Origin of the sequence: Actinoplanes sp. NPDC051346 (assembly GCF_040682215.1) — a bacterium.
Classification (GTDB): domain Bacteria; phylum Actinomycetota; class Actinomycetes; order Mycobacteriales; family Micromonosporaceae; genus Actinoplanes.
Genome location: NZ_JBFBAJ010000002.1, coordinates 1 through 13,076, shown reverse-complemented (window position 1 = coordinate 13,076; position 13,076 = coordinate 1). Strand labels below are relative to the sequence as shown.

General features: G+C 66.9%; 15 protein-coding genes. 10 read left to right on the top strand and 5 right to left on the bottom strand.

Annotated features, from left to right (window positions below):
- Positions 1-20 precede the first annotated feature (20 nt).
- Positions 21-824: a hypothetical protein gene (locus tag AB0M36_RS04570; protein WP_364152346.1), complete on the bottom strand. Its 804-nt coding sequence runs from the start codon at positions 822-824 to the stop codon at positions 21-23.
- A 128-nt stretch (positions 825-952) separates the two neighbouring features.
- Positions 953-1,537: a hypothetical protein gene (locus tag AB0M36_RS04565; RefSeq protein ID WP_364152343.1), complete on the bottom strand. Its 585-nt coding sequence runs from the start codon at positions 1,535-1,537 to the stop codon at positions 953-955.
- A gap of 329 nt (positions 1,538-1,866) precedes the next feature.
- On the opposite strand from AB0M36_RS04565, the gene AB0M36_RS04560 reads away from it, so the two are divergent.
- The 3 genes from AB0M36_RS04560 to AB0M36_RS04550 all read left to right on the top strand — a co-directional run bounded on the left by AB0M36_RS04560 (position 1,867) and on the right by AB0M36_RS04550 (position 3,995).
- Positions 1,867-2,709 carry a nitroreductase/quinone reductase family protein gene (locus tag AB0M36_RS04560; protein ID WP_364152340.1) on the top strand — a complete coding sequence of 281 codons (843 nt, stop codon included), beginning with the start codon at positions 1,867-1,869 and terminating at the stop codon, positions 2,707-2,709.
- A gap of 141 nt (positions 2,710-2,850) precedes the next feature.
- Positions 2,851-3,633, top strand: coding sequence for an ATP-binding protein (locus AB0M36_RS04555; RefSeq protein WP_364154249.1), 783 nt, complete (start codon positions 2,851-2,853; stop codon positions 3,631-3,633).
- Complete coding sequence (locus AB0M36_RS04550; protein WP_364152337.1) at positions 3,630-3,995, top strand: STAS domain-containing protein; 366 nt, start codon at positions 3,630-3,632, stop codon at positions 3,993-3,995. The genes AB0M36_RS04555 and AB0M36_RS04550 overlap by 4 nt, the downstream gene beginning before the upstream one ends.
- A gap of 15 nt (positions 3,996-4,010) precedes the next feature.
- On the opposite strand, the gene AB0M36_RS04545 is transcribed toward AB0M36_RS04550, so the two are convergent.
- Positions 4,011-5,600: a methyl-accepting chemotaxis protein gene (locus AB0M36_RS04545; protein ID WP_364152334.1), complete on the bottom strand. Its 1,590-nt coding sequence runs from the start codon at positions 5,598-5,600 to the stop codon at positions 4,011-4,013.
- A 442-nt stretch (positions 5,601-6,042) separates the two neighbouring features.
- On the opposite strand from AB0M36_RS04545, the gene AB0M36_RS04540 reads away from it, so the two are divergent.
- Positions 6,043-7,206: an RNA ligase RtcB family protein gene (locus tag AB0M36_RS04540; RefSeq protein WP_364152331.1), complete on the top strand. Its 1,164-nt coding sequence runs from the start codon at positions 6,043-6,045 to the stop codon at positions 7,204-7,206.
- Positions 7,207-7,880: 674 nt separating this feature from the next.
- Here AB0M36_RS04540 and AB0M36_RS04535 read toward each other — a convergent pair.
- Entirely contained in the window at positions 7,881-8,363 is a 483-nt protein-coding gene (locus AB0M36_RS04535; protein ID WP_364152328.1) for an SAM-dependent methyltransferase, read from the bottom strand.
- Between the two features lie 36 nt (positions 8,364-8,399).
- Positions 8,400-9,605, bottom strand: coding sequence for a Tat pathway signal protein (locus AB0M36_RS04530; protein ID WP_364152325.1), 1,206 nt, complete (start codon positions 9,603-9,605; stop codon positions 8,400-8,402).
- Positions 9,606-10,253: 648 nt separating this feature from the next.
- On the opposite strand from AB0M36_RS04530, the gene AB0M36_RS04525 reads away from it, so the two are divergent.
- From AB0M36_RS04525 to AB0M36_RS04500, 6 genes are all read left to right on the top strand, one after another.
- Positions 10,254-10,586, top strand: a complete 333-nt coding sequence (locus AB0M36_RS04525; protein ID WP_364152322.1) for a hypothetical protein — start codon at positions 10,254-10,256, stop codon at positions 10,584-10,586.
- A gap of 64 nt (positions 10,587-10,650) precedes the next feature.
- A complete protein-coding gene (locus AB0M36_RS04520; protein ID WP_364152319.1) occupies positions 10,651-10,917 on the top strand; it encodes a hypothetical protein in 267 nt (88 codons plus the stop codon).
- A 72-nt stretch (positions 10,918-10,989) separates the two neighbouring features.
- Positions 10,990-11,421: a DddA-like double-stranded DNA deaminase toxin gene (locus AB0M36_RS04515; protein ID WP_364152316.1), complete on the top strand. Its 432-nt coding sequence runs from the start codon at positions 10,990-10,992 to the stop codon at positions 11,419-11,421.
- Positions 11,408-11,824: an Imm1 family immunity protein gene (locus tag AB0M36_RS04510; protein WP_364152313.1), complete on the top strand. Its 417-nt coding sequence runs from the start codon at positions 11,408-11,410 to the stop codon at positions 11,822-11,824. Before AB0M36_RS04515 ends, AB0M36_RS04510 begins: the two co-directional genes overlap by 14 nt.
- 299 nt (positions 11,825-12,123) lie before the next feature.
- Positions 12,124-12,564 (top strand): Imm1 family immunity protein, encoded by a 441-nt coding sequence (locus AB0M36_RS04505; RefSeq protein WP_364152310.1) that lies wholly within the window; start codon positions 12,124-12,126, stop codon positions 12,562-12,564.
- Positions 12,565-12,704: 140 nt separating this feature from the next.
- A complete protein-coding gene (locus tag AB0M36_RS04500) occupies positions 12,705-12,869 on the top strand; it encodes an Imm1 family immunity protein (protein ID WP_364154246.1) in 165 nt (54 codons plus the stop codon).
- Positions 12,870-13,076 lie beyond the last annotated feature (207 nt).

The window sequence follows — 13,076 nt, the reverse complement described above, 5'->3', positions numbered from 1 at the left end:
ACGGGCCGGGCGAAAGAGCGTCAGCCGCGGGTCCAGCTCCAGTTCTTGAATTCCGCCTCGTGCTGCGGGCCCCAGGTCGCCGTCGAGCCCGGCCAGATGGAGATCGCCTCGGCCTGCAGGCGGGCGGAGACGTCCGTGCCCCAGCCGCTCTTCGGCGTCCGGCTGTACGGCGCCGGCAGCTTGACGCCGTCGATCACCAGCTCCACCGCCTGGTTCGCGGGGTCCACGAGGTAGGACACGGTGTGCCAGCCGGTGTCCGGCTTCAGGTAGCCGCCCGGCTTCCACCCCGCGTCGGTCCACACCAGGATCGCACCGAAGTTCGACTGCCACGGGTTGAGCACCCACTGGAACGCGGTGCCGTGGTCGACCCGGGTGTTGATCCCGTCCCACACGAACAGGCCGCCCTCCACCGTCTGCGCGTTGCGGGCACCGCCGGCCGCCGAGGGGACGAACGGCATCCGGAACGAGTACGCGGCCCGGTGGGCCATGGCCATCATGGACACGTCGGTGAGCCGGTGGAACGACAGCACGTGCGCCATCACGCCACGGTTGCGAACGTTGGCACGCAGGCGCGTCTGGGTGCCACCGTGCTCGGCGGCGATGTCGGCGTCGGTGACGGGGCTCTGCCCGGCGGCGGCGTAGACCCCGTCGCCCACGATGGTCGTCCAGCCGGCGAGGTCGCTGCCCGTGCTGGTCCCGGCGCCCACGGCCAGGGCGGGCGCGGCCAGGCCCGCCGAGGCGGCCGTGCCGGCTACGACGCCCGCGCCCAGCAGGGAGAGGAAGCGCCGGCGCGAGGTCGTATTGCGGAGAATGTCGGTGTCCATGACTACCAAAGGTAGGCAGCCGCGGGCGCGAACAGCTCAGCCGTTCGGACCGCGCGGCCACGTACCTCATGACAGTTTTTGCCTTGAATGTGGCATTTTCCACGAGGAAAACACTCAAGTTCGGGCCGCTACTCCCAGCGGTGTGCCACATCGATGGTGATCCGGCCGTGCCCGTCCGAACCCGTCGAGGTGGTCACCCGGAACGGCAGTCGGGCCCGGACACCCTGGTCGAAGGTCGTGTAGCCCTCGAAACTCCCGGCGTACACAATGTCGCGAAGCGTGCTGTAGCGCACCACCGTGACGGCATGGTCGCCGAGCTTGCGGTTGTAGGTGACCGTGCCGTCGGTCGTGTAGACCGGCGCGAGCAGCACGACCTCGAGGTGCTCCCCGCCCGCCGTGTACGGCGTGACGTCGAACCCCTCGCCACCGGTCAGCACCGCGTCCACGTACTCGACGCGGTAGCCGTTCACCGGACCGGTGAACTCGAAGACGGTGCGGTCGTAGCACTCCTGCCGGCTGGTGGTGACGCGCAGCAGGGAGGCCACGCTGTGGACGCCGCCCGCCTTGGGAAGGCTGCCCCAGGTGATGCCGCAGTAGGGCGCGGCGGCCATGGCGGGCCGGTGCACCGGGCGGGACGCCGTGGCGCCCGCGGAGCCGGCCCCGGTCAGAGCCAGCAGGACGATGAGGACGGTGACAATTCGAAGACGCCGCATGACTGCCTCCGAGGACGAGTGCGGCTGTTGGTCAAGGCAGTATGAGCGCCTCCGGCCAGGGCGGGAGACGTCGAGTCGGGAATCCGCGCGTTCACCCCGGCCCGCACCAATATGGATCTTGCCTGGAGGTGCGCGATGCGTCTAGCGTGTCTGACGTGACTGCCGGGTCGGCCTTGCGCCATTACCGAGTGGGGCACCCGGCCGACGCATGATCGCCGGGCGGCCCCGTGCGCCGCCCGCTGCCCGCGTCACCACCTCGCGTCACCCTCATCGTCTTGTTCCGCGGCTGAACGCCGTCCCCATTCCTTCCTGCCTGAAGAAAGCTGAGAATGCCGAACGACTTCCACACGCCCATCATCGAAGAGTTCCGCGCCAACAACGGCCGCGTCGGCGGCTGGTTCGAGGGCACCCGACTGTTGCTGCTCACGACGACCGGAGCCCGGTCCGGCCGCCCGCACACCACGCCCGTCGGCTACCTGCCCGACGGCGGCGACCGGGTTCTCGTCATCGCCTCGGCCGGCGGCGCGCCGCGGCACCCGGCCTGGTTCCACAACCTGCTCGCCGATCCGATCGTGACCGTCGAGGACGGCGTCTTCACCTACCAGGCCACGGCGACCGTCCTGACCGGCGACGAGCGGGACCGGTTGTTCGCCCGCGCGGTCGAGGCCGATCCGGGCTGGGCCGACTACCAGGCCAAGACGACCCGGGTCCTGCCGGTGGTCGCCCTCACCGCCATACCCGGCCCGCCACGGACGGGCGCCACCTCCACCGGCGGGGCGCTCGCGATGATCCACGACGCGTTCCGCCGGGAACTGCGGCTGATCCGCGAGGAGGTGGCGAGGTCGGGTCCCGTGCTCGGCGCACAGCTGCGCGTCAACTGCCTGAGCGTGTGCCGTGGCCTGCACCATCACCACACCATGGAGGACGCGGCGATGTTCCCGGGCGTGGAGCGGCTCCGGCCCGACCTCGACCCGGTGGTGGATCGGCTGCGGACCGAGCACGAGAAGATCGCCGGACTCCTCGCCCGACTCCAGGACGTCCTCGGCGACGCCGACCTCGGCCGGGCCGAGGTGCAGAGTCGGGTCGACGATCTCACCGCCGCCGTCGAAAGCCACCTGGACTACGAAGAACGGGAACTGATCCCGGTCCTGGATGGAGCGGGAGCCTTCTGACCGACGCCGCTGCCCGGCCGACCGGCCGGGCAGCGGAGTGACCCGATCGGGTGAATATCCGTCACTCTCGAGACAGCACGCCCGTTGTACCCACGTGAGCCCCCTCATTGGTACGGCCACCGCAATGTCTGCGTGCACCCCATGCTGACCGTCAGCGCGGACATCGAGACCGAGACGGTGGTCATGGCCGTACACGGAAACTGGGACCGGTGCCTCGGCGCGGAGGCACATCGCATCCTCAACAAATGCATGAGCGAACATCCCGGCACGCTCATCATCGACCTTCAGGGCATGTACGACCCGCACGCCGCCAGCCTGACCGCGTGGCTCACCGCGCGACGCGTCGGCCAGGCGATGGACCCGCCGGTGCAGGTCCTGGTCTGCGTATCGACCGACACCGTGCTGGCCGACCGGCTGCGTCGCCTCGGCGCTCCCCGGTTCATGCCGGTGTGCGTCAGCGTGGATCAGGCCCATGCGGACGCCACCGGCCCGCCGTCGCCGGCCGACCGGCACCGGCTCCTTCTCCCCCCGCAGATCGAGGCCGCCGCGGAGGCCCGCGCCCTGATCACCGACGTCTGCACCGCCTGGGAGATGCCGACGCTGCTGCACCGTGGCCGGTTGGTCGTCTCCGAGATGGTCGCCAACGCCGCGCTGCACGCCCGTACGCCGATGACCGTGCTGATCTCCCGCCGCAGCAGCGGCATCCACGTGGTCGTGGCCGACGGCGATCCGCGCCTGCCCCGGCCACCCGCACCGCGTGCCACGCCGGCGCCCCTCCCCCTGCCGGACGAGATGCCGAGCGAGCCGTCGAGCGGCCGGGGTCTGCAACTGGTCGACGCCGCCGCCACCCTCTGGGGCGCGCTGCCCACCCGCGAGGGCAAGATGGTGTGGGCCACCCTCTACCCCTGGGCACGCCGCCGATGACCAGCATCAGCCAGTGTTTCTTCGCGACCGTGCCGCCGACTCCCCGAATGACCGTGGAGTCGGACCCGGTGCGCGGGCGGCTGACGATCGCGCTGGAAGGGGACCTGGACTGCGCGACCGCACCGACCCTGTCGGCCCGGATGCGGACGATCCTCGACCGACGCCCGGTGCGGCAGGTGGTCATCGACGTCGCCGGCCTCGAGTTCTGCGACATCGCGGGGGCGCGCATGTTCCTGCACCTGCGGCAGGAGGTCACCGGTTCGGGCGCGGCGTACTGGCTGCGAGGCCCACGCGCCCACATCCGATGGCTCCTGCTCCATCTCGACGCCGGGCATCTGCTGGAGCCCGCCGGCGAGCCTTAGGCCCCGTCCCGCCGATCAGTAGCGGAACCGGGAGACCAGGCTGGTCAGCTCGCTCGACATCCGGGCGAGCTCGACCGTGGCCTGCTGGGTCTCCGTGATCCCGTCGCTGGTGGCCCGGGCCGACGTGGCGACGCCGTGAATGGTGCGGGAGATGTCCTCGGTGCCGGAGGCCGCCTCGCCGACGCTGCGGTTCATCTCCGCCGTCGTGGCGGTCTGCTCCTCCACCGCCGAGGCGATGGTGGTCTGGAAGTCGCTAATCCGGGTGATAACGTCGGTGATGGTCTCGATGGCGGTGACCGCGCCGCCCGCGTCCGCCTGGATCGCCTGCACCCGGCGGGAGATCTCCTCGGTGGCCCGGGCGGTCTCCTGGGCCAGCTCCTTGACCTCGGCCGCCACTACCGCGAAGCCCTTACCGGCCTCGCCGGCGCGGGCAGCCTCGATGGTGGCGTTGAGGGCGAGCAGGTTGGTCTGGCCGGCGATCGAGGTGATCACCTTGACCACGTCACCGATCTCCGCCGACGACACGCCGAGCTGGTTCATCGTGGCCGAGGTGACGGCGGCGGCCTCCACCGCCTCCTGAGCCACCTGCGCGGCCTGCGCCGCGTTGACGGCGATCTCCTGGATCGAGGCCGCCATCTCCCCGCCGCCGCCCGACACGGTCATCACGCTGAAGGACACCTGCTCCGCCGTCGACGAGACGGTCATCGCCTGGCGCGAGGTCTCCTCGGCCGACTCGGCGATCTGGTGTGCGGTGGCCGACATCTCCTCGGAGGCTCCGGCCAGCGAGGCCGCCGAGCCGTCGATGGTCGACACCGTCTCCCGCAGCCGGGCGACCGCCGAGTCCAGCGCCCGTCCCATGCGTCCGGGCTCGTCGCGGGCGGTGAGGCCGCTGGTGTGCGTGAGGTCGCCGTCGGCGAGGGCGTTGCAGACCTCCTCGACCCGGGCCAGAGAGCGGACGATGCCGCGAGAGACAAACACCCCGGCGAGGGCGGCGAGGAGGACCCCGCCGATCAACAAGGCCATCGACAGCGTACGGCTGGAGTCGTACTGGCTCTGCGCTGACGCGGCGGCCTTCGCCGCGTCAGCGGTCTCCACGGCGACGAGCCCGTCGACATCCGCCGTGATCTTGCTCATGAGCGGCACCACCTGGGTGTCGCGGATCTTCGTCCAGTTACCGATGTCCTGGCTGTCACTGATCGACATCAGGTCCGACTCCACCAGGCGGGTGTAGACCTGCCACTGCGTCTGGAGCTCGGTGACGGTCGCGGTGTCGGCGTCGGGCTGGCTGTCCCGGTACGCGGCCAGGGCCGCGTTGAAAGCCCGCACGTCGGCCAGGAAGGCGTCCCGGAACGCCATCTTCATCTCCGGAGAGGGGGCCAGTGCCTGGTTCGCGACGTTGACCTGCGCCTGGACCAGGGCGGCGCGCACCTGCCCGATGGCGTTCACCGCCACGACGTTGCGGCTGTAGATGCGCTGCGCCGACTCGCTCACCCCGGCCAGGGCCTGCATGCCGACCAGGCCGACGGTCAGGGCCACCACCGCCGCCGTACCCACGGCGGTAAGGATCTTGACGCCGGTCGGCAGATCGCCGAACCGGCGGGGCATCCTGAGCCGCCTCGGCGCGGCGGCGTGCCGGCGGCGGCCGCGACGGCGAACGGCACCCGTCAGGCGCCGCCGAACACGGCCGCCCGCAGCGGGCGCACCGGCCTCGGTGGCAGTGGATTGGGTGGCCCCGGTGGGCTCAAGAGGCTCAGTGGGCACAAGGAGCTCAACGGGCTCAGCGGTGGGCTCAGCGGGCTCAGCGGGCACGGCAGCGCTCGTCACGACGGCTCCTGTCGGTGGTCCGGCGGCCCGGACAGGCCACTGATGCCCGATTCTTCGTCAAAACCCCGGCCTACTTGACCGCCTTGCCCGCAAAGATTGGTGCTCACCGCGGAAATTCCGTTGCCGGGATGGGGCGGCTGAGCCAAGGTGGTGCTCATGACGTTCTGACGGACACCCCGCTTCCCGCCCTTCGCAGCTGCTTCCGTCCGTAGGAGAACGTCCCTTGTCTCAGCAGGAGTCCCTGCCGCAGTCCGCCCGCGCCACGGTCACCGTGTTCGCCTCCCCCTCGAGCTGGATCGAGTCCGACGCCGTGGCACAGTGCCACCAGGTGGCCGAGCTCGACGGCATGATCCACGTAGCCGGCATGCCCGACCTGCATCCCGGCAAGGGCGCGCCGATCGGCGCCGCCATGGCCTCGACGGTGCTGTACCCGTTCCTGGTGGGCTCCGACATCGGATGCGGCATCGCCGTCTTCCCGATCAAGCTCAAGCGCGCCGTACCCGAAAAACTCGCGGCCCGCTTCCCCGACCTGGACCGCACGCCGGACCCCGACGACCCGGCCTGGGAGGCGGTGCCCGGCGACATTCCCGCCGGACACACCGACAGCCTGGGCACCGTCGGCCGCGGCAACCACTTCGCCGAGCTGGCCCGCGTCGACGCCATCCTCGAAGCGGAGCATGCCGTCCGCCTCGGTCTCGCCACCGGAGACCTCGTCCTCATCGTGCACAGCGGTTCCCGAGGCCTGGGCGAGCGGATTCTGCGCGACCACACCGAGGTCCACGGCGCGGGCCCGGCCCCCGATCCCGCCGCCTACCTGGCCCGCCACGACGAGGCCGTCCGCTGGGGGTCGCTGAACCGCCGCCTGATGGCCGCCCGAATCGCCCACGTCCTGGGCGCCGCGCCCACCGAGCCGATCATCGACGAGTGCCACAACTCGGTGGAGATCCGCAACGACATCTACCTGCACCGCAAGGGAGCCGCCCGAGGCGACGGCCGCGACGTGCTCATCGCCGGCACCCGCGGCACACACTCCTACCTCGTGGCCGCCCACGCCGGCCCGGAGGCCGGCCACTCCGTCGCGCACGGCGCCGGCCGCAAGATGTCGCGAGCGGACGCCCTGCGCCGGGGCCGCGCCAAGCACACCGTCGAGGAGCTCCGCCGCACACCGGTGGGCTCCGTCGTGGTCTGCGGCGACCGGCAGCTGCTGTTCGAGGAGGCGCCGACGGCCTACAAGCGCATCGAACAGGTCATCGCCGATCTCACGGAGCACGGCCTGGCCACGCCGGTGGCCAGCACCGTTCCGCTGGTCACGTACAAGACGGTCGGCCCCGGAGCGCGGGAACACCGCGACCGGGGCGACCGCCGCCGACCGGCGAGGAACCGGTGAGCGCGCGACAAGTGCGTACGTGCCGCCGCCGGTTCGACTCATGGACTGCAAGGGGCCTCGACGCGTGAGCTTTCCCTCAGGCGTCCGACTCCCGCCGCTGATCAACGCCGTCAGCGGCTCGCAGATCGCGACCCTGGACGTGTACCACCCCAGGTGCCTCCACGACCGCAGATGATCTCTCAGCGGGTCCGCTCGGCATCCTGCCTCCCCCGCCAGGCGGACGGGCGGCGACTGAAACCCGGCGCCTCTGGGAGGCGCAAAAGCAGGAGAACTCCAAGATCACCCAGCAGTAGGCCGCCGAAAGACTGGGAATCTCCCGCTGAGCTCTACGCGACGCGCTTGCCGTGACAGCTTCGGGGGCCTGACTACCCGACCGACCTACCCCCGCGAGTGCGAGGAACACGGCTTCGCGATCTGGACCTCACCAGTGGTGGCGGGATCACCCCCGAGCGACCAGGGACAATAGGTGACTCCACGGGTACACCAATCTTCTAGGGGAACCACCCCCGCGTGCGCGGGGAGCACCCGGTGCAGTCGATGTCGAGGGCATGAACCTCGGAATCACCCCCCGCATGCGCGGGGAAGACTTGGTGCACATCTGAACGGCCTGAATCATGTCGAGATCACCCCCCGCGCATGAGGAACGCCGGCCCTGCCTGCTTGGTATGGCCAAATTATGCCTGCTGTGCGAAGTAGAGCGGCAACATCTCGGTAGTCCAAGTCGCTTGGCGGACCTCGCCCCGGGGCCCGAACTCGGCAAACCATGGCTTGATGTCCAGCACAGGGGTTCCGTCCACTGCGTCTAGTTCTTCGACATGCAGGTCGAGGCCGTCGACCTTCAGGAGGTGGCAGCGTGATACGCCGAGCCAGTTGATCCGACGCATGTTGCGGTGACCGAAAATCCCTACCTCGGGCCACTGCGGGTTGTCCCGAGGACGACGAGCGCCAAGGTTTAGGTCGCTCTGGTCGGTGAGATGGAAGCGGAACACCACCTCTAAATGGGAAAAATCTTCCAACCCTTTGGTGGAATCGGAAGTGAACCTGCTGCCGTCGATTCGGATGATCGAATGCGTTCCGCCCCAGTAGTCGTCGGTCGGCTCGACACGCCCACCCACGACGTGCGCGATCGGCTCAACTGTGAAGACCTCACCCGGCATCTGCTGCGCTCCCTTTGTTAGTCGCCTTGCGGCTGGCTATGAACTGGCGGATAGGTAGTTGGCGGCATGGTCGTCTACCTCAGCGACGTATCGCAGTTGGCGCCTACGGAAAGGCGCGAGGGTGGAGCGGATGGTGGCGGCAACTTGGCGCGTTCGCCCGGAGCGAACACCCTCCATTGCGTCGAGAGCCTTGGCCCACGTTCGGCACGCGGCCTCAATTTCCCCTTTGCGTGCCTGCGTAGCGCCCAGATAACCCAAGGTGACCGCATGTGTGCGAGTGAACGAGGCTGCTTTTCGGGTCCTGACGCTCCGCCGAAAATGGTTGATGGCACCTTGCAGGTCGTTGACGTCTCTGAGCGTGCACGCCGTCTCGTGTGCCAGGCTGGCTTCTCCGAAGAAGAAGACCCGCTGCGGGTCGACGTCTCCCGTCCTAGCGCTTCGCAAGTCCTCCTCAGCGAGGATCAGCGCTTGCGCGGCCTGCTTGCCTTGCTGGTTGGCGGCAAGAGCACGGGCATGTACCACTCCTAGAAGAGCACGCTCTCGGGGAGTCGCAGCCCCGTACCGCTCGCTCGTCATGGAAGCGGCTGCGAGGTTCAGTGCTTGCCTGAAGTGTCCGAGGTCGACTGCCTGATGTGCCATCGCCCGCAGGACATGGCCCGCCATTGCTGCGTCACCCGCCTCGGCGGAGAGCTTGATCGACGCGTTGAAATAGTGCTGGGCGACTGAATGCTCGGCGTTGTCGAAGGCCATCCAGCCTGATAGGTAGGCCAGCTCGCCAGCGGCGCTGAACATGTCACGCCGTACTTGATCTTGTGCAAAGCTGCCGCGCAGTAGAGGTGCGACGTCTGAAGTTAGATATTGGACGACAGCACTTCGAGCATGACCGCCGCCACGGCGCTGATCCATCTGCTGGAACAGGGCGACAGTGTCGCGGACTGCCTCAACGTCTGCGCGGCCCACTCGCCGGCTGTCGATGGGGGTCCGCGAGCGCCGAGCCTGTTCAGTCCACCAGGATGAACCGGGTAGTGCTAGTGCGGCAACCGAGTAGGCGACGTCAAGCAGTACCTGCCGTCGCGCAGCGTTCACGTCCACTCTCCCAAGATCCGTCAGCCCCACTACCGTATCGAGATCCCAGTCGAGCAGGTGGTTGGTGGAGGGCAGATCGCTGCTCAGGCCGAGCTCATCCAAGGTGATGATGCGGCCGAGCTTGCGCGATAGGGCTTCGCAGAGTAGAGCGGGCATGCGACCAGAGGGCGTGACGCCTGCAATCCAGTGAGAGACATGGGAGCGTCCCAGGCCAGCCACGTCGGGGGCTGACGCACTGTTCGTGTTGCCTTCGTTTGCCACTCGGATGATCTCGCGCGCTAGTTGTCCATGGGTGAGGCCGGCCTCGGCGACTATTCCTGCGAGCCTTGTATTGGTCGTCCGTCGTGTCGGCACGTTCAACCTCATTGACGAGTGGATCTTTCACCACGTTCACCGGGTTGCCTGGCTTGACTCGCTGTCCTTCTGGGCCGATCCGCGGTTGGCTCAAGGTATCGCAGATCAGTCCCGTCGACGAGGCCCATTGTCCGTTGTACAACGTCACAGGCCAGCTCGGCCCAGGAGCAGTGTTCGACCTCTCCAAGGCGTCCATCAATGAGCCGTTGATCTTTGCTGAGGTGATCCGATGCACCAGCGACAAGCACGGAGATGGCTCTGCCGCACCCGCCGCACCTGCGGGTTGCCCTGGCCGCGCCTGGAACAACCGTCGATCCAATGGCAGCGAAGGTTTCAACATGCCTCCTACTCCAACGCTTCCCCAGCGAATACCAGGCGCTCAGTTGCCGACGAACGCGCCAGCCCAGTACGCGGGCCGGGCAAAAGTCCCATTGCCAGAGGGCATCAGGTATGACGACGCAACGCATCTCACCATTCGTGACCTCGAACGGCTCCGCGATGCAATTCGAGATTGGTGAAGTGGACGCCACCGACTACACCCCACCGCAGCCCGGTGAGGTGTACGCCTTACCCGAAGAGAATTATCGGTACGGCATCGGGCCAGTCCTGGTCCACATTGTCTCCGTTAATGCGCTCCTGCCCTACCACGGTGAGCCGTGGTGGCAGGTGACCGCCGACTACACACCCGGCACGCCCGAGCGACATGCCCCAGGCTGGCGGTCCGTCGAGTTCTATCTTCGCGCTGAGCGTTTGGCGTCCGCGCGCATCCGGCAGCGACCTTAGTTACGAAGGAACCACCCGCTCAAATATCCGATTAGGTGCTCTTGAACGCGGAGGTGGGTACGTCATGTCCGTTGCGGACGAAGCGTCAGCCATTCTGTCGCTCGCAGAGAACGGTTTACCGGCGCAATCGCTGGCGGCGATGCGCGACGAGGTAGATCAAGTGGAGAGTCAGATTCAAGGCTTGGTCGGGGAAACCCAGAATGACTACATCATGGGCGCCTACCACCAGCTCAGCACTGCGAAGGAAGACATCGACCGGGCGCGAGCAGCGATCGAAGGCGTTCGGGAATCGCTCAACTCGTACGCCCGTTGGCTGTTCGGCGGAGGTTGAGGAGGCGCAGGCGGTGCGGCCAGCCCAGCGGCATCCGGGGATCGTGCACCACTGGGCCTGCCTGAAATCCCGTTGATTATTCGTGCTATTGCGGGAAAGCTTCGAATCCCTCCGGGAGCAGAGGTCGCAGGCATCGCCATCGGCGAAAATGGGCAGGCGCTTCATCTTGGTGCAATCGTCAGCGGTGCGGTTGGGCAACTTGTCAATAACCAAGCGACGCTTCGCATGGAAGCGCGCCCATGGAACATGAGGGGCAACATTGCTTTAGCTCATGTCGAGGGCCATGTAGCAGCGCTGATGCGCGAGCAAAATGGTCCGCGACACGTAAGTCTTGTTATAACCCGTGATCCTTGCGATGGCCCGTATGGCTGCGATGAGCGGCTACCAGATATGCTACCGGCAGGATCGACACTGACTCTGTATGTCCGTGAAGGCGGCGGACTCAGATTCTTCAAGAAGTACATTGGCAACGGAAGGGTGGTCCTACCCCGTGGTGACGTTTAAAGTGCAATGGGATAACGGAAAGAAGATCATTCCTGTTGAAAACGTCGACCAACTCGACGCGGCGCTAGACAGGGTTGCCCAGGAACGCGGGCCGAAGGGACGCGTGTTCGTTGTCGATATCACCAATGGAGAGGACTTCGACGCCATTCCGATCGGCCTTCACATGACTGTGGGGCACCCCGTTCGCAATAAGGTCATCTGGATTGGGCCCGGCGACGGTATCGGATGCGAACCTGACGTTGAACCGTGGCATGGTGAGGAGATCGTGTTCGACTACGGGCACCTCCCTACCGAGGAACCGCCTGAGTACCTGCGCGTCAGTCCGGAGAAGGCTAGGGAAGCTGCACGGGAGTTCATTCGGACAAACATGCGGCCGACCTGTCTGCTCTGGGACAAGCCGTAGCCAGATCGGTCCAGCCCCGGTCCCCTTGTGTGCTTGGGGGCCGGGCTGTTCTGCGTCTCGGATTCAGCACCACTTGGTACGCCGGCAAAGGTTCGGCAGGTCGATGTTCGGCAAGTCAACCGAGCTGCTGCCGGAGCTGTCACCAGGCTGCCAGTCCACGACCGTGACGCGCATCGTCTGCCCGAGCTTAACGTCGCCCCAGGCTTGGGATTCTGCGCGACGATCGTGCCAGCTTGCTCCTTGCCCCTCGGCTTGCGCCAGGACGTCTCGATAAGGCAACGGAAGGACGGTTAACCCCGGTGACAGCGTTTCAGGTGCAATGGGACAACGGCAAGAAGACCGTTGATGTTGAGACCGTCGAACAACTTGACGCCGCTCTTGACAGGGTGGAAAAGGAGCGCGGCCCGAAAGGACGCGTCTTCGTCGTTGACATCACAAAAGGCGAAGATGAGATTGGCGTCCCGATCGGCCTTCATATGAGTGTCGGGCACCCGGTCCGGAACAGGGTATTTTGGATGGGGCCTGGCGATGGCATCGGATATGAACCAGAACTAGAGCCGTGGCACGGCGAAATGATTGAGTTCGACTATGGCCACCTCCCAACGGAGGAGGTGCCTGAGGCGCTACGCGTAAGTCAAGAGAAGGCTAGAGAAGCGGCCCGGGAGTTCATCCGGACGAACGAGCGCCCTACTTGCCTGTCCTGGGGGTCGGGTCGACAGGCGCGTACTCGGCGACCGTGATCCGGATCGTCTGGCCCATCTTCAACTTCACCCCCGCCTTCGGCTTCTGGGCGACGATCGTCCGTGGCTTCTGAGATTGCGAAGCTTATTGTCGCTGGCCTTGCAGGCGGTGCGGTCGTTCCGTACCTGACCAACCCGACCTGGAGCCGCGGCAGGGAGAAGTCATTGAATTTGACTATGGACATGTCCCCACGGAGGAAACACCAGAAACCCTGCGCGTCAGCCAGAAGGTGGCCCGCGAGGCTGCCCGGGAGTTTGTTCGAACCGGCCAACGGCCCACTTGCCTTTCCTGGGGAAGCGCCTGACTAAACCTACGTACCTAGGCCGTGTTTCGTAACGGCTGGCTCTTGAAGTCGTCGCGGCGTGGCGGTGATCGGTAAAGGTTGAGGTCTCCGGTAGATCGGTTAGCGACCAAGCAAACCGAAGACCTTCCGGAGACCTCGTGCCGAGCGTAGCGGCAGCGAGGCGCCACGACTTGACCGACTCGCAGTGGGCGGCGTTGCAGCCGCTGC

What these genes read in the sequence shown, in the direction of transcription:
- AB0M36_RS04570 (WP_364152346.1), bottom strand. Translation starts at nt 824, where the DNA reads ATGGACACCGACATTCTCCGCAATACGACCTCGCGCCGGCGCTTCCTC.
- AB0M36_RS04535 (WP_364152328.1), bottom strand. Translation starts at nt 8,363, where the DNA reads ATGCCGGGTGAGGTCTTCACAGTTGAGCCGATCGCGCACGTCGTGGGT.
- AB0M36_RS04565 (WP_364152343.1), bottom strand. Translation starts at nt 1,537, where the DNA reads ATGCGGCGTCTTCGAATTGTCACCGTCCTCATCGTCCTGCTGGCTCTG.
- AB0M36_RS04530 (WP_364152325.1), bottom strand. Translation starts at nt 9,605, where the DNA reads ATGCCCGCTCTACTCTGCGAAGCCCTATCGCGCAAGCTCGGCCGCATC.
- AB0M36_RS04525 (WP_364152322.1), top strand. Translation starts at nt 10,254, where the DNA reads ATGACGACGCAACGCATCTCACCATTCGTGACCTCGAACGGCTCCGCG.
- AB0M36_RS04520 (WP_364152319.1), top strand. Translation starts at nt 10,651, where the DNA reads ATGTCCGTTGCGGACGAAGCGTCAGCCATTCTGTCGCTCGCAGAGAAC.
- AB0M36_RS04550 (WP_364152337.1), top strand. Translation starts at nt 3,630, where the DNA reads ATGACCAGCATCAGCCAGTGTTTCTTCGCGACCGTGCCGCCGACTCCC.
- AB0M36_RS04545 (WP_364152334.1), bottom strand. Translation starts at nt 5,600, where the DNA reads ATGCCCCGCCGGTTCGGCGATCTGCCGACCGGCGTCAAGATCCTTACC.
- AB0M36_RS04555 (WP_364154249.1), top strand. Translation starts at nt 2,851, where the DNA reads ATGCTGACCGTCAGCGCGGACATCGAGACCGAGACGGTGGTCATGGCC.
- AB0M36_RS04560 (WP_364152340.1), top strand. Translation starts at nt 1,867, where the DNA reads ATGCCGAACGACTTCCACACGCCCATCATCGAAGAGTTCCGCGCCAAC.